Below are 24,319 nucleotides of genomic sequence, written 5' to 3' on the forward strand. Positions count from 1 at the left end.
GTCCTTCTGATGTCGTTGCTGTCTCAAACCTAGCAACCCCGCCCCGGCGCGCAACACGCGGCAGGGCCATATCCCTGCACAGTCTTGGTGCGCAGGCTGCGGCTTTGCTTGTACGCCGCGTCAAGGGCCGCTACATCAGGCAAAACGTTCAATTAGACGAGGTCATCAATGACGATCGCATTTGTGTTCCCCGGACAGGGTGCCCAGACCATCGGCATGGGCAAGGCGCTGGCCGAGGCGTATCCGGCCGCCAAGGCCATCTTCGATGAGGTCGACGAGGCCCTGGGGGAAAGCCTGAGCCAGCTGATCTGGGAGGGCGACATCGAAACGCTGACCCTGACCCAGAATGCGCAGCCCGCGCTGATGGCCACCTCGCTGGCGGCGATGCGCGCGCTGGAGGCCGAAGGTCTGGGGATCGAAAAGGCCGCCTTCGTGGCCGGGCACAGCCTGGGTGAATACTCCGCACTGGCGGCTGCCGGGGCCATCTCGGTTGCGGATACCGCGCGCTTGTTGCGGACCCGTGGGCGTGCAATGCAAAGCGCCGTGCCGGTGGGCGAAGGCGCCATGGCAGCGATCCTGGGCCTCGATCTGGAGGCCGTGCGCGCCGTCGCGGACGAGGCCGCGCAAGGAGAGGTCTGCCAGGCCGCCAATGACAACGACCCGACGCAGGTCGTGGTCTCCGGCGCCAAGGCCGCGGTGGAGCGTGCCGCCGAGATCGCCAAGGAAAAGGGCGCAAAGCGCGCGGTGATGCTGCCGGTCTCCGCCCCGTTCCACTGCGCCCTGATGCAGCCTGCCGCCGATGCCATGGCGGAGGCGCTGGCCGGTGTTGAGATCAAATCCCCCGCGGTGCCGCTGATTGCCAATGTGCGCGCCGATGCGGTGACCGATCCGGACGAGATCCGCCAGCTGCTGGTCGAGCAGGTCACCGGCTCGGTGCGCTGGCGCGAGAGCGTGCAGGCTATGGCGGCCAAGGGCGTCACCGAATTCTGGGAAATCGGCGCAGGCAAGGCGCTGTCCGGCATGATCCGCAAGATCGACCGCTCCCTGACCAGCCGCCAGGCCGGCACCCCCGAGGACGTGCAGGCGCTGGCCGCCGAGTAATCGACCTTTTGCAAGACTTTCGGCCTGTGTCGCGCGCCGTGCAACGCGGCGTTCCACGGGTCGGCCATTAACTGAGGAAATGACATGTTTGATCTGACTGGCAAGAATGCCCTGATTACCGGCGCCTCCGGCGGCATCGGCGGCGATATCGCCCGCGCCCTGCACAAGGCCGGCGCCACCGTGGCGCTGTCCGGCACCCGCGAAGAGCCGCTGAAGGCGCTGGCCGAGGAACTGGGTGAGCGCGCCCACGTGCTGCCCTGCAACCTGTCCGACGCCGAGGCGGTCGAGGCGCTGCCGAAACAGGCGGCCGAGGCGATGGGCTCGGTCGACATTCTGGTGAACAACGCGGGCATCACCCGCGACAACCTGTTCATGCGGATGAAGGACGAGGAATGGCAGAGCGTGCTGGACGTGAACCTCACCTCCACCATGCGGCTGTGCCGCGGCGTGCTGCGCGGCATGATGAAGGCGCGCTGGGGCCGCATCATCAACATCTCATCCGTCGTCGGTGCCACCGGCAACCCGGGCCAGGGCAACTATGCCGCCTCCAAGGCCGGCATGGTCGGCATGTCTAAGTCGCTGGCCTATGAGGTCGCCAACCGCGGCATCACCGTGAACGCTGTTGCGCCGGGCTTCATCGCAACCGCGATGACCGACAAGCTCAACGACAATCAGAAAGAAGCGATCCTGAACCAGATCCCGGCCGGCCGGATGGGAGATTCGCAGGAAATCGCCTCCGCCGTGTTGTATCTGGCCAGCCCCGAGGCCGGGTATGTCACCGGCACCACGCTGCACGTGAACGGCGGCATGGCGATGATCTGATTGGTCTGAGACCAGCATCTAGCAAGGCTTCGCGGTACCGCCGCGCAGCCTGTCCATAGTGTGATGGCGTCCGGATCGGGCCAGAACCCGTGGTCAACCACTTGAAAAGCTGACCATTTGGAAAAAAAGTTACCCTGCACACTTGCAAGGGCTTGATTGCAGCGCCATCTGCACGCTTCATAGCCGCCAGGTGCAGGCTGGCCGGGCAGGCGTCTCTTTGCGAAACCGTTTGCCTTGGCTGCGGTCTATGCTATAGGCGGCGCATATTCGCGGTGGACTTCCCGTTGGGGCACGCCGCACCGTTCCCGCATCGCGGGGATGACACCGCCCGCTCCGGGCAACAACCACGCCGCCCGCAGGGGCAAGGGCAGAACCGGGCAGAGTGCCCTGAAAAACGAGGAAGAGACATGAGCGACGTCGCAGATCGCGTTAAAAAGATCGTTGTTGAGCACCTGGGTGTTGAAGAAGACAAAGTCACCGAAAACGCCTCCTTCATCGACGATCTGGGCGCAGACAGCCTGGACACCGTTGAGCTGGTCATGGCCTTCGAAGAAGAGTTCGGCATCGAAATCCCGGACGACGCAGCCGAGACCATCCAGACCTTTGGCGACGCAGTCAAATTCATCTCCGAAGCGTCCTGATCGACGTTTCCGGGATACCGGTCAGACGGCGTCTTCCCCTTGGGAAGGCGCCGTTTTTCTTTTTGGGGGATGCAGTTCCGGCGCGGCAGGTCGGCACCGCGAATCTCTGCCAGAGGTTTGACCCGCGACGGGCGTGCCGCGGTGGCCAAATCGTGGAACCTGCGCCGCAATCAGACTGCAAACGGTCAGGAAACGGCGTCAGCCAGCGCCACATCCCGTGCTAAGCTACCTCTGATACGGGCAACATCAGAGGAGACTGGTGCAATGATGATCTACCCCACGATGGAACTTCAGAATGGCCGGTGCGTGACGCTGGAAAAGGGCCGCCTGGACGAACCTCAGATCTGGCACGTGGATCCCGTGGAAACCGCCCGCAGCTTTGCGGCCGCTGGCGCCGAATGGATGCACATCACCGACTTCAATGCGATCGAAGGTGATTTCAGCAACGAGGACCTGATTGCGGAGATCATCCGTGCGGTCGGCATTCCGGTGCAGTTGGGCGGTGGCATGCGCACCCGCGAACATGTGGAGCATTGGATTGACCGCGGCGCCGGGCGCATCGTGATCGGCACCCTCGCTGCCCGCGATCCGCAGCTGGTGCAGGAACTGGCCAAACACCACCCCGATCAGATCGTGCTGGCGGTCGACGTCTACCAGGGGCAGGTGATGACCGATGGCTGGCGCCAGGCTGGGGCGATCTCGCCCGAGGATTTCATCGCCGCCTTTGATTCCGCGCCCTTGGCCGGCATCCTGGTGACCGACATCGACAGCGACATGTCCGACGTCGAAGCGCAGCTGGGCCTGATTTCCGGCCTCGCCGAACAGGCGCGGGCACCGGTTATCGCCAGCGGTGTCGTGCGGGGATCGGATGATATCTCGCGGCTGAAGTATATCTCCAACATCTCCGGTGCGCTGGTGGGGCGGGCGCTGTTCCGCAAGACCTTGACGGTCGAGGAAGCGCTGGCGGTGGCGCGCCCGGAACCCGAGCCGGTGGCGGAGTTCCAGTAAAATCACCCATTGGCGCGGGTCCGGCCCGCGCCAAAGCTGTCGCCTGCCGCAGGTCTGCCTGCGGCGGCCAGCCTCTCAGAACGTGGGCGCGTCCGGCGCGGCAGGTGGGATCTGGTTCGGAATGGCCTGTGCATCGCGGTCCGAAGGGCCGCGTTTTGACCATTTGAGCAGCGTCTGCAGCGTCTCGCGGGACATTGGCTTGGTGAAGTTGACCCCCACGTAGTCGGCGCTTTGCCAGATCACCTGCGCCTGGATTTCATCCACGGCGGGAAAGGCGACGGTGACCGCGCTTCGCACCGCGGGAAGCGGGCTGCCGGACAGGTTCCAGATACGGACCTTGGCCCCCATCCGGCTGATGTCGACCAGCTTGGCGCGCAGCAGCTGCTGGTTGGACTGCAGACTGCAGGGCAGGGAGCAGGGATAGCGTTTGCTTCTGCGCCGGTGTCGGCGGGCCAGGCGCTCTCCGATGACCAGCCCGGCCCCGCCCAGGATCAGCGCGGTGAACGAGGTCGCAATGGCCGTCTCCCGCGACATCCATTGTTCGCCCCCGGCACCGTTTCCACCAGATCCCGCCCGGACCTCCCCTGCGGGCAAGTCGCAGGCCAGCGGAATGATGCGCCGTGCAAACTGGTTCAGGAGAGCTGCGGTGTTCAGCCGTTCGGCACTGCTCAGTGCGGCGGCGGTGCCATTGCGGTCGTAGATCTGCAGCAGGCCTTTTTGCTGGGTGATCAACCGCACCGCCAGGGGTTCGAAGGTCTCGAGCCCGGCCCGCCGCATGTTCATGCGCAAATTTACCACGGAATGTTGTTCCAGCCAATGGCGCAGCAGCGTGACGTTCCCGGGCGCATTGCCGTGTTTCAGATGTTCCAGGAACCCGCGGGCGCCGTGCTGAAAGGTGACGAGATCCGATTGCAGCATGCAGGTTGCCCTTGATGCCGCGACCCTGTCAGCGCTGGCCAAGGCCACGCTGGTTGCAAGGAGTGCTGACAGCATCAGGGACCGGAATGTCATGGCGGGGCTCTTTTGCAGGTTGGGGCAGTCTCTCAGTCGTATTCTAGTCTCCGGAAGTGTCGCACAGGACGGCGCAAAAGGTGTTAAAGGCTGCGAGAAAGAACCGTCAAATTGTCGTAAAAGCATTGACGGCAGGCGCGGGAAATGCCCGCCCCGTTGGGGCCGGGCAGCCATTTTCCCGCGCGCGTGTGCCGCAGACGCCGGATGGATGACGGCGCAGGCGCGTCCGGGATGTTGTAAGTGCTAAATGGAGGCAGGCAGGCCAGATGGCACTCGCGCTCAGTGGGCCAGTCGGGCGCCACCTTTCACATCGCCTGTGTCTAGGGCTTCCATCGGATAGGCTTCCAGCAACCGGTGCAGCTGCATGAAATTGAAATCCTTGGTGAATTGCACGCCGATATAGTCAGCCGTCTGCCAGCGGACCTGCGCGGTCACCGTGTAGCCACCGAATTGCAGTCCGACCCGGCCCGAGACCACCAGCGGCACGTCGGGGCGCAGTTTGGCGCCAGCGCGGCTGAGGTCCACCAGATGTCCCCGCAGGGTGCGGCTGCCGGCCTGAAGCGTGCAGGGCACCGCGCAGGGAAACCGTTTGGTGCGACGGATGCGACGGATGCCGATGCGATCGAGGAAATAGAGAATGCTGCCGCCCAGAACCAGAAAAGAAACCCAGGCAATGCCCGCATTGATGATCTGCTGGCGCATGCGGGCATCTTCGGCCGCGACCGCGACCAGCTTGCTGCCAAAGCCCTCTTCCTTGACCTGGTCGCAGGGCAGGGCTTCGACCAGCAGGCCGAACTCGGCCACCAGCTCGGCGACTTTGAGATGGCGCGCACTGTCGCGCGCGGCGATACGGCCCTGGCTGGCGTGGATGTGCAGCAAGGCCTGATGCCGTTTCAGCAGTTCCATCGCCGGGGGCGCGGCTGCGGTGATTCCGACCGCGCGCATCCGCTGCAGCAGCGGTTCCGGCGGGTGCACGCTCATCCAGCTGCGCAATCCCTGCAGGTGATAGGCCCCTTCGCCGGTCTCAAGATAGGAGAGCACGCCCCGGGAGGCGCGGTGCAAGTTGGACAGGTCCTGATGTACGGCACAGCTGGCCTCGGCGCGCAGTGGCAGCAGGCCGGTCAGCAACAGTGCGAGTATCAAAAGCCATCGTTGCATGGCGAGGGTGGTCCCTTGTTACGTGCAGCTGCAACAATGGGGTAAATTTCCGAATTTGCGGTTAACGCCGCCAGTGCGGCTGCAGCGATTTGCTTGGCTAAGGCACGGGAGAACGGCCTTTCCCTGCACAGGAAAAAAGCGGGTTGGAGACACTATTGGCCCGATGCTCCAACCCGCTGTGGCAAGCCGTCTGACCGGATGCCGAGTATTTCCTTGAAGGTGAGTTCAACCTACAGGTGAAGTGTTAACGAAAACTTCCTCTTTCGCAACTTTTGCGCAAAAAACGGCCAGTTGCGCTCGAAATACGTGTCCCAGCCCGCTCTTGCGCCCATGTGCCATTCCAAGCTATCTGAACGGACGGATTGCCGAGGCATAGGAGAGCAAGGAATGCGCCGAGTAGTAGTCACCGGACTGGGCCTGGTCACCCCGCTGGCCAGCGGAGTCGAAGAAACCTGGTCCCGGTTGCTGGATGGACAGTCGGGCGCCGGCCCCATCACCCTGTTTGACGCCGAAGCCAGCGGCGTCGCCACCACTTATGCCTGCGAGGTTCCGCGCGGCGACGGGTCTGAGGGCACGTTCAACCCGGATGACTGGGTCATCAAGAAAGAACAGAAGAAGATCGACGACTTCATCCTCTATGGCATCGCCGCTGCGGACATGGCTGTCCGGGACGCTGGCTGGACGCCCGAGGACGAGGAAAGCCGCCTGCGTACCGGCGTGATGATCGGCTCCGGCATCGGCGGCCTGTCCTCGATCGCCGACACTGCCGTGATGATCAAGGAGAAAGGCCCCCGCCGGGTGTCGCCCTTCTTCATCCCCGGCGCGCTGATCAACCTGATCTCCGGTCAGGTCTCGATCCGCTTCGGCTTCAAGGGCCCGAACCATTCCGTCGTGACCGCCTGTTCGACCGGCGCCCATGCCATCGGCGACGCGGCCCGGCTGATTAAATCCGGCGACGCCGACGTGATGATCGCAGGTGGCGCCGAGGCGGCGATCTGCGAGATCGGCATTGCCGGCTTCAACGCCTGCAAGGCGCTGTCCACCAAGCGCGCCGATGACCCCAAGGCCGCCTCGCGCCCCTATGACGCCGACCGTGACGGTTTCGTCATGGGCGAAGGCGCCGGCATCGTGGTGCTGGAGGATTACGAGCACGCCAAGGCCCGCGGCGCCAAGATCTATGCCGAGGTGCTGGGCTATGGCCTCTCGGGCGATGCCTACCACATCACCGCGCCCTCCGAGGACGGCGAAGGCGGCGAGCGCTCCATGCGTGCGGCGCTGAAAAACGCCGGTCTGGAGCCGTCCGCGATCGACTATATCAACGCCCACGGCACCTCGACCATGGCCGACACGATCGAACTCGGCGCGGTGGAACGTCTGTTGGGCGATCACGCGGCCAATGTCACCATGTCCTCGACCAAATCCGCCACCGGCCACCTGTTGGGTGCGGCGGGCGCGATCGAGGCGATCTTCTCGATCCTGGCGATCCGCGACCAGGTGGCACCGCCGACCATCAACCTGGACAACCCGGCGGTGGAAACCCCGGTTGACCTCGCCCCCAACGCCAAGCGTGAGCGGGAAATCAACGTGGCGCTGTCCAACTCCTTCGGCTTTGGCGGCACCAACGCGTCGGTGATCTTCGGGAAATCCAGCTGATGTGGCGCAGCCTCGCTTCCAACATGCTGTCGATCCTCATCGTGGCGCTGTTCCTTCTGGGCGGCGTCATCCTGTGGGGCAAATCGCAGTACACCGCCGAAGGCCCGCTGGACACGGCGATCTGCCTGCGGGTGGAGCGGGGATCGAACATGACACGGGTGAGCCGCGATCTGGAAGAACAGAACGCGGTCTCCTCAGCGACCCTGTTCCGTCTCGGCGCCAAGTACAGCGAAAAGACCGGCCAGCTGAAGGCCGGTAGCTTCCTGGTGGAGCCGGGCGCCTCGATGGAGGAGATCACCAACCAGATCACCACCTCCGCGGCATCGACTTGCGGCACCGAGGTCGTCTATCGCATCGGCGTGACCCGCACCCAGGCCGAGGTGCGCGAACTCGATCCGGCCACCAACAAGTTTGTCGAGAAGGCGGAGTTCATCCTCGGTGAGGGCGAAGTCCCCGAAGCCTATACCGAGACCCGTCAGGACAGTGACACCCGTTACCGCATCGCGGTGGCCGAAGGTGTGACGAGCTGGCAGGTGGTCGAGGCGCTGAAGGCGATGGATGTGCTGACAGGCGATCCCGGCGAACGTCCGGCCGAAGGTCTGCTCGCCCCGGACAGCTACGAGGTCACACCGGGCACCGAACGGGCCGCGGTGCTGGCGGAAATGCAGGAACGCCAGTTGCTGCGCATCAATGCCGCCTGGGAAGGCCGCTCGGACAAGGCCGCGGTGAAAACACCCGAGGAAATGCTGATCCTTGCCTCGATCATCGAGAAGGAAACCGGCGTTGCCGAGGAACGCGGTTTGGTCGCTTCGGTCTTCACCAACCGCCTGAACCGCGGCATGCGGCTGCAGACGGACCCGACCGTGATCTACGGCGTCACCAAGGGTGAGGGCGTTCTGGGCCGTGGTCTGCGGCAGAGCGAGCTGCGCGGGGCAACCCCGTGGAACACCTATGTGATCGAAGGCCTGCCGCCGACGCCGATTGCCAACCCCGGCATGGCCAGCCTCGAGGCGGCGGTGAACCCGGAAGAAACCGACTACGTGTTCTTCGTGGCGGACGGCACCGGCGGCCACGCCTTTGCCGAAACGCTGGAAGAGCACAACCGCAACGTCGCCAAATGGCGCCAGATCGAGGCCGAGCGGCAGCAGAACAACTGATCGCCGCAACCTCAGAGAATATGGAAAAGGGCGCCGACTGGCGCCCTTTTTTGTTGCGCATCAGGGTCGTAGGGCGTTCTGTGCCCGTTGCGCGTCGTTCCCGCCGAGCTTGACTTTTGCGCTATTTTCACGTAAAGGTTGCATTGCAGCTGGAAGAAACACTAGGCCGCGTCGCGTTCTGCGGCGGCCTGTCTTTCTCTCTTGTGCGGATCAAGAAACGCATAAGGCAGCCAGGTTTTCATGACAGACCAGACACCGGACAAGGATGGCGGCAGCCACCTGAAGCGGCAGGTATTGTATACCTCCGATCTCTTGCGCTCGCTGCAAGAAAGCATTCACCGCCTGCGCAACGAGGCAGAGGCGCTGCGCGAACAGTTGGAGACCAACGGAATTGACGAGGTGACCGGCACCAAGGGGCAGGTCAGCAAGCTGGAGCAGCTGATCCGGGAATGCCAGAAAGTGGAGAGAGTCCTTGCAGAACAAAGCAGTGAATTCGCCGACCTGTTCAAATCCGAAAACGAGCTCGATCTCGTCGCGGCGCGCGCGGCTGTCGAACGCGGACTTTCTGGCCTGCGTGCCGCCCTCGATCCTGAGCTGGTTCTTGGATGAGCTGGACCGCCGCACGCTTTGTGCGCTGCCGCATCTGTTCGACATCTGGGCGCTGGATCACCAGCGCCCGCCGCCGGGCGATTGGCGCGCCTGGGTGATCCTGGGCGGGCGCGGCGCGGGCAAGACGCGGGCAGGGGCGGAATGGGTGCGTTCCTTGGCCGAAGGGCCGCGGCCGCGCGATCCGGGCCGGGCGCGGCGCATCGCGCTGGTGGCGGAAACCTATGACCAGGTGCGCGACGTGATGATCCACGGCGACAGCGGCATCCTCGCCTGTTCGCCGCCCGACCGGCGACCGCAGTGGAAGGCGTCGGAGCGCAGGCTGATCTGGCCCAATGGCGCCGAGGCACAGGCCTTCTCCGCCCACGACCCGGAGGCGCTGCGCGGCCCCCAGTTCGACGCCGCCTGGGCGGATGAGCTGGCCAAGTGGAAAAAGGGGCAGGAGACATGGGACATGCTGCAATTCGCGCTGCGGCTGGGGCGGGATCCGCGCGTCTGCGTCACCACCACGCCGCGCAATGCGCCCGCGCTGAAACGGCTGCTGGCCGCCCCCAGCACGGTGCAGACCCATGCCGCCACCGAGGCCAACCGCGCCAATCTCGCACCCTCCTTCCTTGAGGAGGTGCGCGCCCGCTACGCGGGCACCCGCCTTGGTCGGCAGGAACTGGACGGCGTGATGCTGGCCGATGTGGAAGGCGCGCTGTGGACCAGCGCCACGCTGGCGGGCCAGCAGCAGGCCAACCCACCGCCCTTGGACCGGGTGGTGGTGGCGGTGGACCCGGCGGTGAGCGCAGGCAAGGCCTCCGACGCCTGCGGCATCGTGGTGGCGGGCGCCGTCACCCGCGGCCGCCCGCAGGACTGGCGCGCCTATGTGCTGGCCGACCGCACCGTGCAGGGGGTGGGGCCGCTGGCCTGGGCCAGGGCGGTGATCGCCGCCCGCGACGAATTCGGCGCCGAGCGGGTGGTGGCAGAGGTCAACCAGGGCGGCGCGCTGGTGGAAACCCTGCTGCGCCAGGCCGACCCGCTGGTGCCATTCCGCGCCCTGCACGCGGGCAAGTCCAAATCCGCCCGGGCAGAACCCGTGGCCGCGCTTTATGAACAGGGCCGGGTGCGGCATCTGCCGGGCCTGGGAGAGCTGGAGGAGCAGATGTGCCAGATGACGCCGCAGGGCTATCTGGGGCAGGGCTCGCCCGACCGGCTGGACGCGCTGGTCTGGGCGCTGCACGAGCTGATCCTCGCCCCCGCCGCCTATCTGCGCCTGCCGCAGGTGCGCGTGCTGTAAGCGCCCGCTCTGGCCCTTTCGGGGCGCTGAAACCACGGAGCCGCCCGTTCGCGCAACGGGCGGTTTCCTTTTTTTATCAGTCGCTTGCTGTCGGGTGTTGCACCCCCTGCGTACGCACCGCTTCGCAAATCTTCAGGGCTTTCTGGCATCAATCATCCCCAGCAAAGACGCACCGCCCGCCACCGGGCCGCCGCGTCATCCTGAACAACAAGGAGCGGATCATGGTCTTTGACCTCTTGCGGCGCAAATCACCGGAACCTCCCGAGCGGAAGGCCAGCCAGACCGCCCGCGTCGTCTCCTGGCAGGGCACCGGCCGCACCGCCTGGAGCCCGCGCGACAGTGTTTCCCTGACCCGCTCCGGCTTTGCGGGCAATCCGGTCGGCCACCGGGTGATCCGCCTGATCGCCGAAGCCGCCGCGGCGGTGCCGCTGGTGCTGCAGGACAATCACCAGCGCTATGAAAGCCACCCCTGGCTGTCGCTGCTGGCGCGGCCCAACCCGGCCCAGACCGGCGCCGAGTTCCTCGAGGCGCTCTACGGCCACCTGCTGCTGTCCGGCAATGCCTATGTCGAAATGGCCGCGGCAGAGGACGGCACCCCGGCAGAGCTGCATGTGCTGCGCTCGGACCGGATGCATGTGGTGCCCGGCCCCGATGGCTGGCCCGAGGGCTTTGACTACGTGGTGGGCGGCCGCAAGCACCGCTTTGCGGCGGATCCGGCGCAGTCGCCGGTCTGCCATATCAAGAGCTTCCACCCGCAGGACGATCACTACGGCCTGTCGGCCCTGCAATCGGCGGCGATGGCGATCGACGTGCACAACGCCGCCTCACGCTGGTCCAAGGCGCTGCTGGACAACGCCGCGCGCCCCTCCGGTGCGCTGGTCTGGAGCGGCTCGGACGGCCATGGACGCATGTCCGAGGAACAGTTCCGTATCTTGAGCGATGAGATCCAGTCCAATTTTCAGGGCGCCAGAAACGCAGGCCGCCCGATGGTGCTGGAGGGCGGGCTGGACTGGAAGCCGATGGGCTTTTCCCCCTCCGACATGGAGTTCCAGAAAACCAAGGACGCCGCCGCGCGCGAGATCGCGCTGGCCTTCGGGGTGCCGCCGATGCTGCTGGGCATTCCGGGCGATGCGACCTACGCCAACTACCAGGAGGCCAACCGCGCCTTCTACCGGCTGACGGTGCTGCCTCTGGTCTCCAAGGTCGTGGGCGCGCTGGCGGACTGGCTGACCGGCTGGAGCGGCGATGCGCTGACCTTGAAGCCCGATCTCGACCAGCTGCCCGCCCTTGCGGCCGAGCGTGAGGCGCAGTGGCGGCGGGTGGCCGCGGCGGACTTCCTGACCACCGCGGAAAAACGACAGCTGCTCGGCCTGCCGACCGAGGCCGCCGCGCCAGTCCAGACGGAGGGCCAGCCGGATGACTGAACACCCGATGCACGCTTTTGACTGCTCGCCGGGGCTGCGCCTGTCGGCGCATGAGCGGGTCGCGCAGATCCAGCACGAGGCCGTGAACCGCCGACTCGACCGGATCGAGCAGATGATGGAGCGGCTGGAAAAGCGCTTGTGGCTCACCGTCTACGGTGTCGCCGCGGTGATCCTGGCGCAGGCCTTCCAATCCTTCCTGGCGGTACAGTTGCCGTGAAATCAAACATTTATGAGGCACATGTCATGCAGGACATTCCCCCGCTCGAACATAAATTCGCCAGCTTCGGCAAGGATCTGGCGCTGACCGGCGCCGCCGCGATCAGCGGCTACGCCAGCCTGTTCGGCCGACCCGACCGGGGCGGCGACGTAGTGCAGCCCGGCGCCTATGCGGCCTCGCTGGCGGCACTGGCGGCCGAGGGGCGCAGCGTCAAGATGCTGTGGCAGCACGACCCGGCACAGCCGATCGGCGTCTGGGACGAGGTGCGCGAGGACACCCGCGGGCTGTTCGTCAAGGGACGCATCCTGACCGCCACTGCCAAGGGGGCCGAGGTCGCCGCGCTGATCCAGGCGGGCGCCATTGACGGGCTGTCGATTGGCTACCGCACCCAGAAGGCTGCCCGCGGCGCCGACGGCTGCCGCCAGCTGTGCCGGGTGGAACTGTGGGAGGTCTCGCTGGTCACCTTCCCGATGCTGCCCGCCGCCCGGGTGACCGGCAAGTCCAGCGCCGACACCCCCGGCGGCGAAGCGGCCGAGCCCGGCAGCGATGCCCTGCGCGCCCTGGCCGACGGCCTGCGCCAGATCACCCGTGACCTCAAGACAGGACAAAGCACATGAGCACAGACACCCAGCCGGACCAGTCCGGCGACACCCTTCCCCTGGTCCATGAAGTCAAGCAGGCCATGTCCGGCTTTCTTCAGGAATTCAAGGGGTTCCAAACCGACGTGCAATCAAGGCTGAAACAGGCAGAAAAGCGAGTGACCATGCTGGACCGTAAGACAATCTCTCAGAACCGCCCCCCTCTGGCCGCCGCCCGCGACAATGCGGCGCCGCATCAGAAAGCCTTCAACGCTTACTTGCGCAGCGGTGACGACGACGGCCTGCGCGGGCTGGAGCTGGAGGGCAAGGCGATGTCCACTGCCGTGGGCAGCGACGGCGGCTACCTGGTCGACCCGCAGACCGCCGAGACGGTGAAGACCGTGCTGCAATCCTCCGCCTCGATCCGCGCGGTGGCCTCGGTGGTGCATGTGGAAGCGACCTCCTACGACGTGCTGATCGACCACAGCGAGCTGGGCGCCGGCTGGGCCACCGAGACCGATCCCACGGCAGAGACCGGCACCGGCACCATCGACCGCATCACCATCCCGCTGCACGAGCTGAGCGCGCTGCCCAAGGCCTCGCAGCGGCTGCTGGATGACAGCGCCTTTGACATCGAGGGCTGGCTGGCCGGCCGCATCGCCGGCAAGTTCGCCCGGTCCGAGGCGGCGGCCTTCATCAACGGCGACGGCATCGACAAGCCCAAGGGCTTCCTGTTCCACCCCAAGGTGGACGACACCAGCTGGAGCTGGGGCAGCATCGGCTATGTCGCTTCGGGTGTGGACGGCGACGTCGGCAGCGGCGATGCGGTGATCGACCTCGTCTATGCGCTGGCGGCGGAATACCGCGCCAATGCCACCTTCATCATGAACTCCAAGACCGCGGGAATGCTGCGAAAACTGAAGGACGCCGACGGTCGCTTCCTGTGGTCCGACGGTCTCGCCGCGGGGGAGCCTGCGCGGCTGATGGGCTACCCCGTGCTGGTGGCCGAGGACATGCCCGATCCGGCCAGCAACAGCTACTCCATTGCCTTTGGCGACTTTGGCGCGGGCTACACCATCGCCGAGCGCCCCGACCTGCGGGTGCTGCGTGACCCGTTCAGCGCCAAGCCGCATGTGCTGTTCTATGCCACCAAGCGGGTGGGCGGCGACGTCAGCGATTTTGCCGCGATCAAGCTGATGAAATTCGGCCTGACCTGACCGTCAGGACCGATGGCGGGGCGGCAGCCCGCTCCGCCGGCAGGCATGCCCGACTTTTCCCTTGTCGTCCAGCTGCTCCCCCTCCGACCGAGCGGCAAGGGATGGCGCGTGCCTGCCGCATCTTTCACCGCCCGCAGACCGGGACCACGACGGGGGAGGCCACAGGAGTAAGATGATGATGCTGAGCGAAGTGACTCCGGTGCCGGATACCGCGCTGCCCCTGGCCGAGTTCAAGGCGCATCTGCGCCTCGGCACCGGCTTTGGCGAGGCGGGGCTGCAGGATCCGGTGCTGTCCGGTTTCCTGCGCGCGGCCCTGGCTGCGATCGAAGGAAGGACCGGCAAGGCACTGATAACACGTGAATTCCTGCTGGAGGTCCGGCACTGGCGCGATCGCGCGCGGATGTTGCTGCCGATTGCTCCGGTTGCAACGATCGACGCCGTACACTTGCGCGACGCCGCCGGGACGGAGACCCTGCTGGATCCGGCGTCCTATCATCTGGAGGCCGACAGCCACCGCCCGCGGCTGTGCCCGGCGGGTGCGCTGCTGCCTGCCATTCCCGCGGGCGGCAGCGCGCGGATTTCCCTGCGGGCCGGGATGGCGGCGGATTGGGGCAGCCTGCCAGCCGATCTGGGCCAGGCGGTGATGCTGCTGGCGGCGCATTACTACGAACACCGCTCCGACACCGGACTGCACGGGGGCTGCATGCCCTTTGGCGTCACCAGCCTGATCGAACGCTACCGCAGCCTGCGGCTGGTGGCGGGAGGGCTGGCATGAAACGGCTCCCCGATCTCAGCCGCGCCCTGGTGCTGGAGGACCCCCAGCGCAGCCCCGACGGCGCTGGCGGGTTTAGCGAAACCTGGGTTGCCCTCGGCACCCTTTGGGCAGAGGTGAAACCGCTGTCCGGGCGTCTTGCGGGCGACGGGCTATCTTTGCAGAAGTACCGCATCACCCTGCGCGCAGCACCGGATGGCTTTGCATCCCGACCGCGCCCGGACCAGCGTTTCCGCGATAACAACCGGATCTACCGCATTGATGCGGTTGCAGAAACTGATGCCGCGGGTCGCTACCTCACCTGTTTCGCGGTCGAGGAGGTGGCAACATGACCTATGCCCTGGCTGGCGGGCTGCAATCCGCCATCTACACCCATCTCAGCGGTGATGCGGCGCTGTCGGAACTGGTTGGCAGCGCCATCTATGACGCGCTGCCCGCAGGCACGCTGCCGCAGACCTATGTGGCGCTCGGCGGCGAGGAGGTTCTGGACCGCTCCGACGTCACCGGCAGCGGCGCAGAGCACCGCTTTTTCGTGACCGTCACCAGCGATGCGGCCGGGTTTGCCGCCGCGAAATCCGCTGCCGCCGCCGTCTGCGATGCGCTGGTCGGCGCGGCGGTGCCGCTGCCGCGCGGACGGCTGGCGGGCCTGTGGTTCGACCGCGCCCGCGCCGAACGGCTGACCGGCGGCGGCAGGCAGATCACCCTGCGCTTCCGCGCCCGCCTCGAGGACGTGTGACCTCCGCGGCGATCAGCGCCCCATGACACTTCATTCGGAGAAAACCCATGACTGTACAAAACGGCAAGGACCTTCTGGTCAAGGTCGACATGAACGGCGCCGGCCTGTTCGAAACCATCGCGGGGCTGCGCGCCACGCGGATCAGCTTCAACGCCGAAAGCGTCGATGTGACCAGCCTCGAAAGCCAGGGCGGCTGGCGCGAACTGCTGGCCAGCGCCGGTGCGCTCAGCTTTGTCGCTGTGTGATCCGATGGTGAACCCACAGGCAGGCGAGGCGGAATTGGTCGTGAATGGAACGCCTTACGCGCTGAAACTGACTCTGGGCGCGTTGGCGGAGCTGGAGCAGCTACTGGGCGAGGACACTCTGATTGCGCTGGTGCAGCGGTTTGAACAAGGCCGGTTTGCCGCCCGCGACGTGCTTGCGCTCCTTGCCGCGGGCTTGCGCGGCGGCGGCCATGATCTCTGCCGCGAGGCGCTGGCGGCGGGCAGCATTGAGGGCGGGCCTATGCAGGCGGCACGGGTCGCGGCAGAGCTGCTGACACGCAGCTTCACCCCGCCGCAAACCCCATGACCGGGCTGGACTGGTCAGGGCTGATGCGCGCCGGGATCGGCGGGCTGCGGCTGCTGCCGCGCGACTTCTGGCTGCTGACCCCGGCCGAGCTGCAGCTGATGCTGGGCGCAGGCACGCAGGCGCAACCGATGCAGCGGGCGCGGCTGGCGGACCTGATGCGCGCCTATCCCGACACGCCTGCGAAGAAGGAGGCAACAGATGACTGACACATCTTCGATGGCGGAACTGGAACTGCAGGGCGAAGCCCTGGGCGAGGCGCTGGACGGGGCTTCGGACATGGCGGCGGGATTTGCCGAGGTGCTGGGCCGCGTCAAGCAGGGGTTTTCCGAAACCGGCCGTGACGCGCAGGTGCTGGATCGCAGTCTTTCCAAGGGTTTGCGGCGTGCTTTTGACGGGTTGGTGTTCGACGGCAACAGCCTGTCACAGGCGATGGACACGCTGGCCCGCAGCCTGGTGCGCACCACCTACAACGCGGCGATGAAGCCGGTGACCAATCATGCCGCGGGGCTGCTCAGCGAAGGGTTCGGCGCGCTCGTCGGCGGGCTGCTGCCCTTTGCCGAGGGCGGCGCCTTCAGCCAGGGCCGGGTGATGCCCTTTGCCAAGGGCGGCGTGGTCAGCGGGCCGGTGGCCTTTCCGATGCGCGGCGCCACCGGGCTGATGGGCGAGGCCGGGCCGGAGGCGATCCTGCCGCTCACCCGCGGTGCCGACGGCGCGCTGGGGGTGCGTGCGCAGGGCGGCGGCGCGGTGCACGTGGTGATGAATGTCTCCACCCCGGACGTGCAGGGCTTTGAACGCAGCCGCAGCCAGATCGCCGCACAGCTGTCCCGGGCGCTGTCCCGCGGCGGGCGCAATCGTTAAGATCGGAGGGTAAGTATATGAATTTTCACGAAGTCCGATTTCCCGCCTCGCTCAGCTTCGGCTCGGTCGGCGGCCCGGAGCGGCGCACCGATGTGGTGACGCTCGCCAATGGGTTCGAGGAGCGCAACACCCCCTGGGCGCATTCGCGCCGCCGTTATGACGCGGGATTGGGGCTGCGTGCGCTGGAGGATATCGAGACGCTGATCGCCTTTTTCGAGGCGCGTCAGGGCCAGCTCTATGGCTTCCGCTGGAAGGATTGGAGCGACTACAAATCCGCCCGCCCCAGCGCCGAAGTGCGTTTTGACGATCAGGACATCGCCACCGGCGACGGCAGTACGGTGACCTTTCAGCTGGCCAAGACCTACCGCTCCGGCGGCCACAGTTATCAGCGCCCGATCACCAAGCCTGTGGCGGGCACCGTACAGGTGGGCATCGGCCAGGACGCGCTGCAGGAGGGCGTCGATTACATGCTCGACACCGCCACCGGCCTGATCACCCTGTCGCATCCGCCGGAGAAAGGCCTGGTGCTGCGCGCGGGGTTTGAGTTCGACGTGCCGGTGCGGTTCGACACCGCCAGCATCCAGACCAGCGTCGCCTCTTTTCAGGCGGGCGAAGCACCGGCGGTGCCGGTGGTGGAGCTGCGGGTATGAGCCGTCTTTCCGATGACTTCCGCGCTCATCTTCAGACCGGTGTGACGACCGTTTGCCGCGCCTGGGCGCTGCGGCGGCGGGACGGTATGGAGCTGGGGTTCACCGACCATGATTGTACTCTCAGCTTCGACGGCATCACTTTCCGCCCCGGCAGCGGGCTGACGGCGCGGGCGGTGAGCCAGGCCACCGGCCTGTCGGTCGACAATAGCGAAGCACTGGGCGTGCTGTCCGATGCCGCCGTCACCGAGGCTGACATCGAGGCGGGCCGCCATGACGGGGCCGAGCTGCGCTGCTGGCTGGTCAACTGGCGCGATGTGACGATGCGCTGGCTGCAGTTTCGCGGCACGCTGGGAGAGATCCGCCGCGCCGGCGGCGCATTCGAGGCAGAGCTGCGCGGGTTGACCGAAGCGTTGAACCAGCCGCAGGGCCGGGTCTACCAGAAGCCCTGCACCGCGGTGTTGGGCGATGCCGCCTGCGGCTTTGACCTGACCACCCCCGGCTACGCGACCGACCTGCCTGCGGCAGAGGTGCCGCGCCTCGACCGGTTCCGCTGGGAGGATCTTCCGGGGTTCCAGCCGGGCTGGTTCACCCATGGCCGCCTGACGGTCCTCAGCGGCGCGGCGGCGGGGCTGTGGGCGGCGGTCAAGGCCGACCGGCGCGACGCCGGCGGCCGCGAGATCAGCCTGTGGGAGCCGATCCGCGCCGCGGTGGCGCCGGGCGACATGATCCGCCTGCAGGCGGGCTGCGACAAGCGGCTGGAGACCTGTCGGCTGAAGTTCAACAACCTGCTGAACTTCCAGGGCTTTCCCGACATCCCCGGCGAGGATTGGGTGATGGCGGTGCCGCGACGCTCTGGTGTCAACGGCGGCGGGAGCCGGAGATGAGCGCGGCGGCGGGCAGGGTGGTCGCGGCGGCGCGGTGCTGGATCGGCACGCCCTATGTGCATCAGGCCAGCTGCCGCGGCGCGGGCTGTGATTGCCTGGGGCTGATCCGCGGTCTCTGGCGCGAGCTGCTGGGCACCGAGCCGGAGCTGCCGCCCGCCTATACGATGGACTGGTCCGAACCTCAGGGCCGCGAGGCGCTGTGGCAGGCGGCGGCGCGGCACCTGACGGCCAAGCCGTTGCAGCAGGCCGCGCCGGGCGACGTGATCCTGTTCCGCATGCGCGCCGGATCGGTGGCCAAGCATCTGGGGGTGCAGTCCATAGTGGCGAGTTCTGGCGGAAAGGGCAGCGTCGGGTCGCGGGCGGGCGTGAAGCATCCGCCCGGGGGGGCGGACGGGCGCTGCCCGGCCTTCATTCACGCCTACGCAGGCCACGGGGTGGTCGAAAGCCCGCTGACCCCGCCCTGGCAGCGCCGCATCGTGGCGCGGTTTCACTTCCCCAAGGAGCAGATCTGATGGCAACCATACTTCTATCCGCCGCCGGTGCGGCGATCGGCGGCACAATCGGCGGCACGGTTGCGGGGCTGTCCTCGGCCGTCATCGGTCGCGCGGTGGGGGCCACCTTCGGGCGGATGATCGATGAGCGGCTGCTGGGGGCGGGCTCGGACCCGGTGGAGACCGGCAAGGTCGACCGCTTGCGGCTGACCCAGGCCAGCGACGGCGCCCCGGTGGCGCAGGTCTTTGGCCGGATGCGGCTGGGCGGGCAGGTGATCTGGGCCTCCGAGTTTCTGGAAACTGCCACCACCAGCGGCGGGGGTGGCGGCAAGGGCCGCCCGGCACAGCCGCAGGTGACCAGCTACAGCTATTCGGTGTCGCTGGCCATTGCCCTGTGCGAGGGCGAGATCGCCCATGTCGCCCGCGTCTGGGCCGATGGCGAGGAAGTCTCGCCAAGAGATCTGAACATGACCGTCTACACCGGCAGCCCGGACCAGCTGCCTGACCCGGTGATGGAAGCGGTGGAGGGTGCAGGCCAGGTACCCGCCTATCGCGGCACCGCCTATGTGGTTATGGAGAACCTGGACCTCTCCCGCTTTGGCAACCGGGTGCCGCAGTTCTCCTTTGATGTGCTGCGTGCCGAACAGCCCGGCAGCAGCACGCACGCGCAGGATCTGGGCCAGCTGGTGCAGGGGGTGGCGCTGATGCCCGGCACCGGTGAATACACGCTGGCGGCGGATGTGGTGCAGTATTCGGGCGGTCCGGGCGATGCCAAGCCTGCCAACCAGCACACGCCATCAGAGCTGTCGGACCTCAAGACCTCGCTGAACGCGCTAGAGGCGGAGCTGCCGGCCTGCGGTGCCGCCTCGCTGATCGTGTCCTGGTTCGGCGGCGATCTGCGCTGCGGGACGTGCAGCCTGAAGCCGAAGGTTGAACATAAGAGCGCCGAGGGCAGCCTGCCCTGGCGGGTCAGCGGGCTGGACCGGGCGGCAGCCGAGGCGGTGCTGACGCAGGATGGCACGCCGCTCTATGGCGGCACACCCGCCGACGCCGCGGTGATCCAGTCGGTCCGGGAAATGCAGGCGCGCGGGCTGCGGGTGATGTTCTACCCGTTCATCCTGATGGACCAGGCCGAGGGCAATGCGCTGCCCGACCCCTGGACTGGTGCCGCCAGCCAGCCGCAGTTGCCGTGGCGGGGGCGGATCACCCTGTCGGCGGCCCCCAGCCAGCCCGGCTCCCCCGATGGCACGGCGGCTGCGGATGCGGAGGTGGCGGCCTTCTTCGGCACCGTGACGGCGGCGGATTTCACCGTGGCTGAGGGCAGTGTGACCTATACCGGGCCGCAGGAATGGAGCTTGAGCCGGTTCATCCTGCACTACGCCGCCCTGTGTGCGGCGGCAGGTGGGGTCGAGGCCTTCTGCATCAGCTCGGAAATGCGGGCGCTGACCCAGATCCGCGGCGCTGCGGGCTTTCCGGCGGTTGCGGCGCTGCAGGCGCTGGCCGCCGAGGCGCGCGCGCTGCTGGGGCCGGACACACGGATCGGCTATGCCGCCGACTGGTCCGAGTACTGGGGCTATCAGTCGCCCGAGGGCGATCGGTACTTCCACCTCGACCCGCTGTGGGCGGATGAAAACATCGATTTCATCGGCATCGACAATTACATGCCGCTCAGCGACTGGCGCGAGGGCGACGATCATCTGGACGCACAGGCGGGCGTGCCCGCGATCTACGATCCCGCCTACCTGCGCAGCAATATCGAGGGCGGCGAGGGCTATGACTGGTACTACCACTCGCCCGAGGCCGATGCGGCGCAGATCCGCACCCCGATCACCGATGGCGCGCATGACGAGCCCTGGGTGTGGCGCTACAAGGATATCCGCAACTGGTGGGCGCAGGAGCATCACGAGCGGATCGGCGGTGTGCGGCAGGCTGTGCCGACGCCTTGGTTGCCGCAATCCAAGCCGATCTGGTTCACCGAACTGGGCTGTGCGGCGATCGACAAGGGCACCAACCAGCCCAACAAGTTCCTTGATCCCAAAAGCTCGGAGTCAAAGCTGCCGAAATATTCCAACGGCCAGCGTGACGACCTGATCCAGATCCACTACCTGCGGGCGGTGCTGGGCTATTGGGGCGAGGCGGCGAACAACCCGGTGTCCGAGGTATACGGCGCGCCGATGCTAGACATGAGCAACGCCTATGTCTGGGCTTGGGACGCGCGGCCCTTTCCCGCCTTCCCGAGCCGTCTTGCGATCTGGAACGACGGCGAGAATTACCTGCGCGGCCATTGGCTGAACGGGCGGGCGGGGCAGCGCACCCTGGCCTCGGTAGTAGAGGAGATATGCCATCGCGCGGGGCTGGAGGAGATCGATGTCTCGCAGCTTTATGGCGTGGTACATGGGCAGGTGATCGCCGATCTCGGCGATGCCCGCGCCGCGCTGCAGCCCCTGATGCTGCAGCACGGATTTGACGCGGTGGAACGCGACGGGGTTCTGCGCTTCGTCATGCGCAAGGGCACGGCGGCGCAGGCGCTGCCGCTGGACCAGCTGGCCGAACACGCCGAGATCGGCAGTCGGCTGGAGGCCGCCCGCGCCAGCGAGGCGGAGCTGGCAGGCCGGGTGCGTTTGCGGTTTACCGAATGGGGCGGCGACCATGCCGCTGGCGCGGTCGAGGCGGTGCTGCCGGACGAGGCCACCCATGCGGTCAGCCAGAACGCGCTGCCGCTGGCGCTGACCCGGGCCGAGGCGCGGCAGGTGGTGGCGCGCTGGCTGGCCGAGGCGCGGATCTCGCGCGACACGCTGCGGTTCTCATTGCCGCCGTCGCTCTTGCATCTGGGTGCGGGCGACGTGGTCTCGCTGCCGCTGGAGGGCGGAGCGCGGAGCTACCGCATCGACCGGGTGGAACAGGCCGAGGCGCAGCTGGTCGAGGCGGTGCGGATCGAGCCCGGCGTCTATGACACTGCCGATGCGGCCGAAGAGCTGCCCCACGTCAGCGCCTTTGCCGCGCCGGGGCCGGTGCTGCCCTTGTTCCTGGACCTGCCGCTGATGCGCGGCGACGAGGTGCCAGAGGCGCCGCATCTGGCGCTGACTGCCGCCAGATGGCCGGGCAGCGTTGCGGTCTATGGCTCTGCCACGGATGAGAATTACGCGCTGGAGCGGGTGATTGCCGCCCGTCAGGTGATCGGCATTACTGAGACGCCGCTGGCGGCGGCGCGGGCCGGGATCTGGGATCGTGGCGAAGATCTGCAGCTGCGGCTGATCTGGGGCAGCCTGGAAAGCCGCAGCCTGGAGGCGGTGCTGAACGGGGCCAACGCTGCCGCCATCGGCGACGGCACCCCCGGCAACTGGGAGCTGTTCCAGTTTCGCGAGGCGGAGCTGATCGCGCCGCAGACCTATCTGTTGCGCGGGCGGCTGCGCGGTCAGCTCGGCACGGATGCGCTGATGCCGGATGTCTGGCCCGCGGGATCTTATGTGGTGCTGCTGGACGGCAGTGCGGTGCAGTTGGCGCTGGCGCCGGACCAGCGCCGCCGCGCCCGGCACTACCGTATCGGCCCGGCGCAGCGGGCGCTGGACGATCCCTCCTATGTGCATGAGCAGCACAGCTTCGACGGCAACGGGCTGCGCCCCTATGCGCCGGTGCATCTGCGGCTGCAGGGCGCCTTGGGCGGGGACATGGTTGCGGGCTGGATCCGCCGCACCCGGATTGAGGGCGACAGCTGGGACCTGCCGGACGTGCCGCTGGGCGAAGAGTTGGAGGCCTACCGCATCCGCGTGCTGCGCGGGGAGACGCTGCTGCGCGAGGCCACGGTTGCGACGCCGCAGTGGGCCTATGCTGCTGCGGCGCAGGCCGCCGACGGCGTGCAGCCCGGCGACGTGCTGGAGGTGGCGCAGCTGTCGGCGCGCTACGGCGCGGGGCCTGCGGCGCGGCGGGTGCTGGCATGAGGCGGCCGGTGCTGCCGGGCGATGTCTCGGCCGTGGCGCGGGCCTTGCTGCTGGTGCCTCCAGAGCGCAGGGAGCCGCTGTGCCGCCGCATTTTCGGTATGGCGGCAGAGGCGCGGGCCCATACCGATCTTCTGCACCGCCTGCATCCGCGCTGGGGCGACGGCACGCTGAGTGCGGCGGCGCGGCGGTTTGCCTTGGCGGAAGAGCCGTTCCTGGATGATCCCGCCTATCTTGCCTGCACCCGGCTGGTGCTGCGCGAACTGGACGCGGCGCTGGCGGGAACATCCGAGGCCAGAGGGGCAGCTCCCGCCCGCTGATCCCTGCACGAAACCTGCATGGCCTGCGGTTGGGCCGGGCGCCGCCAGCCCTGCGGGCTGGCGGCGCGGATCGCTTCGGGCCCGGCCCGAAGCGACACCGCCGAAGGCGGCGCAACCGGCTTCACCTTTGCGCGAGACGACGTATTCAGATCGGAAATATGCCCGATCACGGGTTTGCGTTTGCGCCATTCCGGCTTAGATGGCTATTCTGGGCCGAGTGAATAAAGGATGCTGAGCCATGATCGAGACGCGCCAGGCGATTACCCCGGTCGACCCCGTATGGGATCGGATCACCCGCGAAGCCGAGGAGGCCGTGGCCACCCAGCCGCTGATGGGCGGGCTGATCCATGCCTGTATCCTGCACCACAAATCGCTGGAGAAGGCGCTGTCCTACCGGATCTCGGCCAAGCTGTGCTCGAACGAGATGTCGATGATGGTGCTGCGCGAGATCGTCGATGACGCCTATGCCGCGCGCCCGGACCTGGTGGAGGCCGCGCGCGCCGATCTGGTGGCGATCAACGAGCGTGATCCGGCCAGCCACCGGTTGCTGCAGCCGATCCTCTATTTCAAGGGGTTCCAGGCGGTGCAGGCTTATCGGGTCAGCCATTGGCTGTGGAACCAGGGGCAACTGGATCTGGCCTATTTCTTCCAGATGCGGACTTCGGAGATCTTCGGCATCGACATTCACCCTGGCGCGCGCATCGGCAAGGGGATCATGATCGACCACGCCCATTCCATCGTCATCGGCGAGACCGCGGTGGTGGGCGACAACGTCTCGATGCTGCATTCGGTGACGCTGGGTGGCACCGGCAAGGAAGAAGAGGACCGTCATCCCAAGATCGGCGACGGCGTTCTGATCGGGGCCGGTGCGAAGGTGCTGGGTAACATCAAGGTGGGCCATTGCAGCCGCATTGCCGCTGGCTCGGTCGTGCTGGAGGAAGTGCCGCCCTGCACCACGGTGGCGGGCGTGCCGGCCAAGATCGTGGGCGAGGCGGGCTGCGCGCAGCCGTCGATCAGCATGAACCAGGTGCTGGGCAAAGACTAGGGCGGCTGATCCGCGGGCCGTTGTGCAGAGGGGTCGCGGCGGGTTTTGAGTATTTGAAGAAAGGTGAGGGGGCGGGTGTGCCCTCTTTTTGCTGCCGGGCCACCTGGCCGTGCGGGAATGCCAAAGGCTTGGCGCGGCGCAATGTCTTGGCTAAGGTCGGGGCACGGTCGGCAGACACCGAGG

At 67.0% G+C, this 24,319-nt stretch carries 26 protein-coding genes and 1 pseudogene; 25 read left to right on the top strand and 2 right to left on the bottom strand.

Annotated elements, in window-relative coordinates; translation table 11 throughout:
• Positions 1-168 precede the first annotated feature (168 nt).
• The 4 genes from fabD to ACZ52D_RS15265 all read left to right on the top strand — a co-directional run bounded on the left by fabD (position 169) and on the right by ACZ52D_RS15265 (position 3,572).
• Positions 169-1,101 carry an ACP S-malonyltransferase gene (gene fabD, locus ACZ52D_RS15250; RefSeq protein ID WP_464441819.1) on the top strand — a complete coding sequence of 311 codons (933 nt, stop codon included), beginning with the start codon at positions 169-171 and terminating at the stop codon, positions 1,099-1,101.
• Between the two features lie 84 nt (positions 1,102-1,185).
• Positions 1,186-1,923 (top strand): 3-oxoacyl-ACP reductase FabG, encoded by a 738-nt coding sequence (gene fabG, locus ACZ52D_RS15255; RefSeq protein WP_222453196.1) that lies wholly within the window; start codon positions 1,186-1,188, stop codon positions 1,921-1,923.
• A gap of 407 nt (positions 1,924-2,330) precedes the next feature.
• Complete coding sequence (locus ACZ52D_RS15260) at positions 2,331-2,564, top strand: acyl carrier protein (protein WP_005982462.1); 234 nt, start codon at positions 2,331-2,333, stop codon at positions 2,562-2,564.
• 264 nt (positions 2,565-2,828) lie between these two features.
• On the top strand, positions 2,829-3,572 hold the full coding sequence (locus ACZ52D_RS15265) for a 1-(5-phosphoribosyl)-5-[(5-phosphoribosylamino)methylideneamino]imidazole-4-carboxamide isomerase (protein ID WP_222453195.1): 744 nt from the start codon (positions 2,829-2,831) through the stop codon (positions 3,570-3,572).
• A 75-nt stretch (positions 3,573-3,647) separates the two neighbouring features.
• Here ACZ52D_RS15265 and ACZ52D_RS15270 read toward each other — a convergent pair whose 3' ends face one another.
• A complete protein-coding gene (locus ACZ52D_RS15270; RefSeq protein WP_464441820.1) occupies positions 3,648-4,565 on the bottom strand; it encodes a PilZ domain-containing protein in 918 nt (305 codons plus the stop codon).
• Positions 4,566-4,862: 297 nt separating this feature from the next.
• Entirely contained in the window at positions 4,863-5,741 is an 879-nt protein-coding gene (locus ACZ52D_RS15275; protein WP_464441821.1) for a PilZ domain-containing protein, read from the bottom strand.
• A 387-nt stretch (positions 5,742-6,128) separates the two neighbouring features.
• On the opposite strand from ACZ52D_RS15275, the gene fabF reads away from it, so the two are divergent.
• The 21 genes and pseudogenes from fabF to cysE all read left to right on the top strand — a co-directional run bounded on the left by fabF (position 6,129) and on the right by cysE (position 24,136).
• Positions 6,129-7,394 (top strand): beta-ketoacyl-ACP synthase II, encoded by a 1,266-nt coding sequence (gene fabF / locus ACZ52D_RS15280; protein ID WP_369929219.1) that lies wholly within the window; start codon positions 6,129-6,131, stop codon positions 7,392-7,394.
• Entirely contained in the window at positions 7,394-8,551 is a 1,158-nt protein-coding gene (mltG, locus tag ACZ52D_RS15285) for an endolytic transglycosylase MltG (RefSeq protein ID WP_222453191.1), read from the top strand. Before fabF ends, mltG begins: the two co-directional genes overlap by 1 nt.
• Before the next feature lie 240 nt (positions 8,552-8,791).
• Complete coding sequence (locus ACZ52D_RS15290) at positions 8,792-9,160, top strand: hypothetical protein (protein ID WP_464441822.1); 369 nt, start codon at positions 8,792-8,794, stop codon at positions 9,158-9,160.
• Positions 9,153-10,439, top strand: coding sequence for a DNA-packaging protein (locus ACZ52D_RS15295; protein WP_464441823.1), 1,287 nt, complete (start codon positions 9,153-9,155; stop codon positions 10,437-10,439). The genes ACZ52D_RS15290 and ACZ52D_RS15295 overlap by 8 nt, the downstream gene beginning before the upstream one ends.
• A gap of 221 nt (positions 10,440-10,660) precedes the next feature.
• Positions 10,661-11,863, top strand: coding sequence for a phage portal protein (locus ACZ52D_RS15300; RefSeq protein ID WP_464441824.1), 1,203 nt, complete (start codon positions 10,661-10,663; stop codon positions 11,861-11,863).
• Positions 11,856-12,080 carry a GTA head formation protein, RCAP_rcc01685 family gene (locus ACZ52D_RS15305; RefSeq protein ID WP_222453187.1) on the top strand — a complete coding sequence of 75 codons (225 nt, stop codon included), beginning with the start codon at positions 11,856-11,858 and terminating at the stop codon, positions 12,078-12,080. The genes ACZ52D_RS15300 and ACZ52D_RS15305 overlap by 8 nt, the downstream gene beginning before the upstream one ends.
• 26 nt (positions 12,081-12,106) lie before the next feature.
• A complete protein-coding gene (locus tag ACZ52D_RS15310; RefSeq protein WP_464441825.1) occupies positions 12,107-12,697 on the top strand; it encodes an HK97 family phage prohead protease in 591 nt (196 codons plus the stop codon).
• Positions 12,694-13,875, top strand: a complete 1,182-nt coding sequence (locus ACZ52D_RS15315; protein ID WP_464441826.1) for a phage major capsid protein — start codon at positions 12,694-12,696, stop codon at positions 13,873-13,875. The genes ACZ52D_RS15310 and ACZ52D_RS15315 overlap by 4 nt, the downstream gene beginning before the upstream one ends.
• Positions 13,876-14,050: 175 nt before the next feature.
• Entirely contained in the window at positions 14,051-14,650 is a 600-nt protein-coding gene (locus ACZ52D_RS15320; protein ID WP_464441827.1) for a head-tail connector protein, read from the top strand.
• Positions 14,647-14,979 carry a head-tail adaptor protein gene (locus ACZ52D_RS15325; RefSeq protein WP_464441828.1) on the top strand — a complete coding sequence of 111 codons (333 nt, stop codon included), beginning with the start codon at positions 14,647-14,649 and terminating at the stop codon, positions 14,977-14,979. The genes ACZ52D_RS15320 and ACZ52D_RS15325 overlap by 4 nt, the downstream gene beginning before the upstream one ends.
• Positions 14,976-15,383, top strand: a complete 408-nt coding sequence (locus ACZ52D_RS15330; RefSeq protein ID WP_464441829.1) for a DUF3168 domain-containing protein — start codon at positions 14,976-14,978, stop codon at positions 15,381-15,383. Before ACZ52D_RS15325 ends, ACZ52D_RS15330 begins: the two co-directional genes overlap by 4 nt.
• Before the next feature lie 47 nt (positions 15,384-15,430).
• Positions 15,431-15,613: pseudogene (locus ACZ52D_RS15335) on the top strand (phage tail tube protein); the annotation flags it as partial.
• 19 nt (positions 15,614-15,632) lie between these two features.
• Positions 15,633-15,953: a gene transfer agent family protein gene (locus tag ACZ52D_RS15340; protein WP_464443142.1), complete on the top strand. Its 321-nt coding sequence runs from the start codon at positions 15,633-15,635 to the stop codon at positions 15,951-15,953.
• Entirely contained in the window at positions 15,950-16,159 is a 210-nt protein-coding gene (locus ACZ52D_RS15345) for a rcc01693 family protein (RefSeq protein WP_222453179.1), read from the top strand. Before ACZ52D_RS15340 ends, ACZ52D_RS15345 begins: the two co-directional genes overlap by 4 nt.
• Positions 16,152-16,811 carry a phage tail tape measure protein gene (locus tag ACZ52D_RS15350; RefSeq protein WP_464441830.1) on the top strand — a complete coding sequence of 220 codons (660 nt, stop codon included), beginning with the start codon at positions 16,152-16,154 and terminating at the stop codon, positions 16,809-16,811. The genes ACZ52D_RS15345 and ACZ52D_RS15350 overlap by 8 nt, the downstream gene beginning before the upstream one ends.
• A 17-nt stretch (positions 16,812-16,828) precedes the next feature.
• A complete protein-coding gene (locus ACZ52D_RS15355; RefSeq protein ID WP_464441831.1) occupies positions 16,829-17,461 on the top strand; it encodes a phage distal tail protein, Rcc01695 family in 633 nt (210 codons plus the stop codon).
• The gene (locus tag ACZ52D_RS15360) at positions 17,458-18,345 is read left to right on the top strand and encodes a DUF2163 domain-containing protein (RefSeq protein ID WP_464441833.1); all 888 of its coding nucleotides are present in this window, start codon (positions 17,458-17,460) and stop codon (positions 18,343-18,345) included. The genes ACZ52D_RS15355 and ACZ52D_RS15360 overlap by 4 nt, the downstream gene beginning before the upstream one ends.
• Positions 18,342-18,857 (top strand): NlpC/P60 family protein, encoded by a 516-nt coding sequence (locus ACZ52D_RS15365; RefSeq protein ID WP_464441834.1) that lies wholly within the window; start codon positions 18,342-18,344, stop codon positions 18,855-18,857. The genes ACZ52D_RS15360 and ACZ52D_RS15365 overlap by 4 nt, the downstream gene beginning before the upstream one ends.
• The gene (locus ACZ52D_RS15370) at positions 18,857-22,774 is read left to right on the top strand and encodes a baseplate multidomain protein megatron (RefSeq protein WP_464441836.1); all 3,918 of its coding nucleotides are present in this window, start codon (positions 18,857-18,859) and stop codon (positions 22,772-22,774) included. Before ACZ52D_RS15365 ends, ACZ52D_RS15370 begins: the two co-directional genes overlap by 1 nt.
• Complete coding sequence (locus ACZ52D_RS15375) at positions 22,771-23,091, top strand: DUF7742 family protein (protein WP_222453173.1); 321 nt, start codon at positions 22,771-22,773, stop codon at positions 23,089-23,091. Before ACZ52D_RS15370 ends, ACZ52D_RS15375 begins: the two co-directional genes overlap by 4 nt.
• 238 nt (positions 23,092-23,329) lie before the next feature.
• Positions 23,330-24,136 carry a serine O-acetyltransferase gene (gene cysE, locus ACZ52D_RS15380; RefSeq protein ID WP_417471998.1) on the top strand — a complete coding sequence of 269 codons (807 nt, stop codon included), beginning with the start codon at positions 23,330-23,332 and terminating at the stop codon, positions 24,134-24,136.
• Positions 24,137-24,319 lie beyond the last annotated feature (183 nt).

The organism is Leisingera sp. S2M4 (genome assembly GCF_055398055.1).

Coding starts and splice junctions, on each gene's coding strand:
- fabD (WP_464441819.1), top strand. CDS start 169: ATGACGATCGCATTTGTGTTCCCCGGACAGGGTGCCCAGACCATCGGC.
- fabG (WP_222453196.1), top strand. CDS start 1,186: ATGTTTGATCTGACTGGCAAGAATGCCCTGATTACCGGCGCCTCCGGC.
- ACZ52D_RS15260 (WP_005982462.1), top strand. CDS start 2,331: ATGAGCGACGTCGCAGATCGCGTTAAAAAGATCGTTGTTGAGCACCTG.
- ACZ52D_RS15265 (WP_222453195.1), top strand. CDS start 2,829: ATGATGATCTACCCCACGATGGAACTTCAGAATGGCCGGTGCGTGACG.
- ACZ52D_RS15270 (WP_464441820.1), bottom strand. CDS start 4,565: ATGCTGTCAGCACTCCTTGCAACCAGCGTGGCCTTGGCCAGCGCTGAC.
- ACZ52D_RS15275 (WP_464441821.1), bottom strand. CDS start 5,741: ATGCAACGATGGCTTTTGATACTCGCACTGTTGCTGACCGGCCTGCTG.
- fabF (WP_369929219.1), top strand. CDS start 6,129: ATGCGCCGAGTAGTAGTCACCGGACTGGGCCTGGTCACCCCGCTGGCC.
- mltG (WP_222453191.1), top strand. CDS start 7,394: ATGTGGCGCAGCCTCGCTTCCAACATGCTGTCGATCCTCATCGTGGCG.
- ACZ52D_RS15290 (WP_464441822.1), top strand. CDS start 8,792: ATGACAGACCAGACACCGGACAAGGATGGCGGCAGCCACCTGAAGCGG.
- ACZ52D_RS15300 (WP_464441824.1), top strand. CDS start 10,661: ATGGTCTTTGACCTCTTGCGGCGCAAATCACCGGAACCTCCCGAGCGG.
- ACZ52D_RS15305 (WP_222453187.1), top strand. CDS start 11,856: ATGACTGAACACCCGATGCACGCTTTTGACTGCTCGCCGGGGCTGCGC.
- ACZ52D_RS15310 (WP_464441825.1), top strand. CDS start 12,107: ATGCAGGACATTCCCCCGCTCGAACATAAATTCGCCAGCTTCGGCAAG.
- ACZ52D_RS15315 (WP_464441826.1), top strand. CDS start 12,694: ATGAGCACAGACACCCAGCCGGACCAGTCCGGCGACACCCTTCCCCTG.
- ACZ52D_RS15320 (WP_464441827.1), top strand. CDS start 14,051: ATGATGCTGAGCGAAGTGACTCCGGTGCCGGATACCGCGCTGCCCCTG.
- ACZ52D_RS15325 (WP_464441828.1), top strand. CDS start 14,647: ATGAAACGGCTCCCCGATCTCAGCCGCGCCCTGGTGCTGGAGGACCCC.
- ACZ52D_RS15330 (WP_464441829.1), top strand. CDS start 14,976: ATGACCTATGCCCTGGCTGGCGGGCTGCAATCCGCCATCTACACCCAT.
- ACZ52D_RS15340 (WP_464443142.1), top strand. CDS start 15,633: ATGGTGAACCCACAGGCAGGCGAGGCGGAATTGGTCGTGAATGGAACG.
- ACZ52D_RS15345 (WP_222453179.1), top strand. CDS start 15,950: ATGACCGGGCTGGACTGGTCAGGGCTGATGCGCGCCGGGATCGGCGGG.
- ACZ52D_RS15350 (WP_464441830.1), top strand. CDS start 16,152: ATGACTGACACATCTTCGATGGCGGAACTGGAACTGCAGGGCGAAGCC.
- ACZ52D_RS15355 (WP_464441831.1), top strand. CDS start 16,829: ATGAATTTTCACGAAGTCCGATTTCCCGCCTCGCTCAGCTTCGGCTCG.
- ACZ52D_RS15360 (WP_464441833.1), top strand. CDS start 17,458: ATGAGCCGTCTTTCCGATGACTTCCGCGCTCATCTTCAGACCGGTGTG.
- ACZ52D_RS15365 (WP_464441834.1), top strand. CDS start 18,342: ATGAGCGCGGCGGCGGGCAGGGTGGTCGCGGCGGCGCGGTGCTGGATC.
- ACZ52D_RS15370 (WP_464441836.1), top strand. CDS start 18,857: ATGGCAACCATACTTCTATCCGCCGCCGGTGCGGCGATCGGCGGCACA.
- ACZ52D_RS15375 (WP_222453173.1), top strand. CDS start 22,771: ATGAGGCGGCCGGTGCTGCCGGGCGATGTCTCGGCCGTGGCGCGGGCC.
- cysE (WP_417471998.1), top strand. CDS start 23,330: ATGATCGAGACGCGCCAGGCGATTACCCCGGTCGACCCCGTATGGGAT.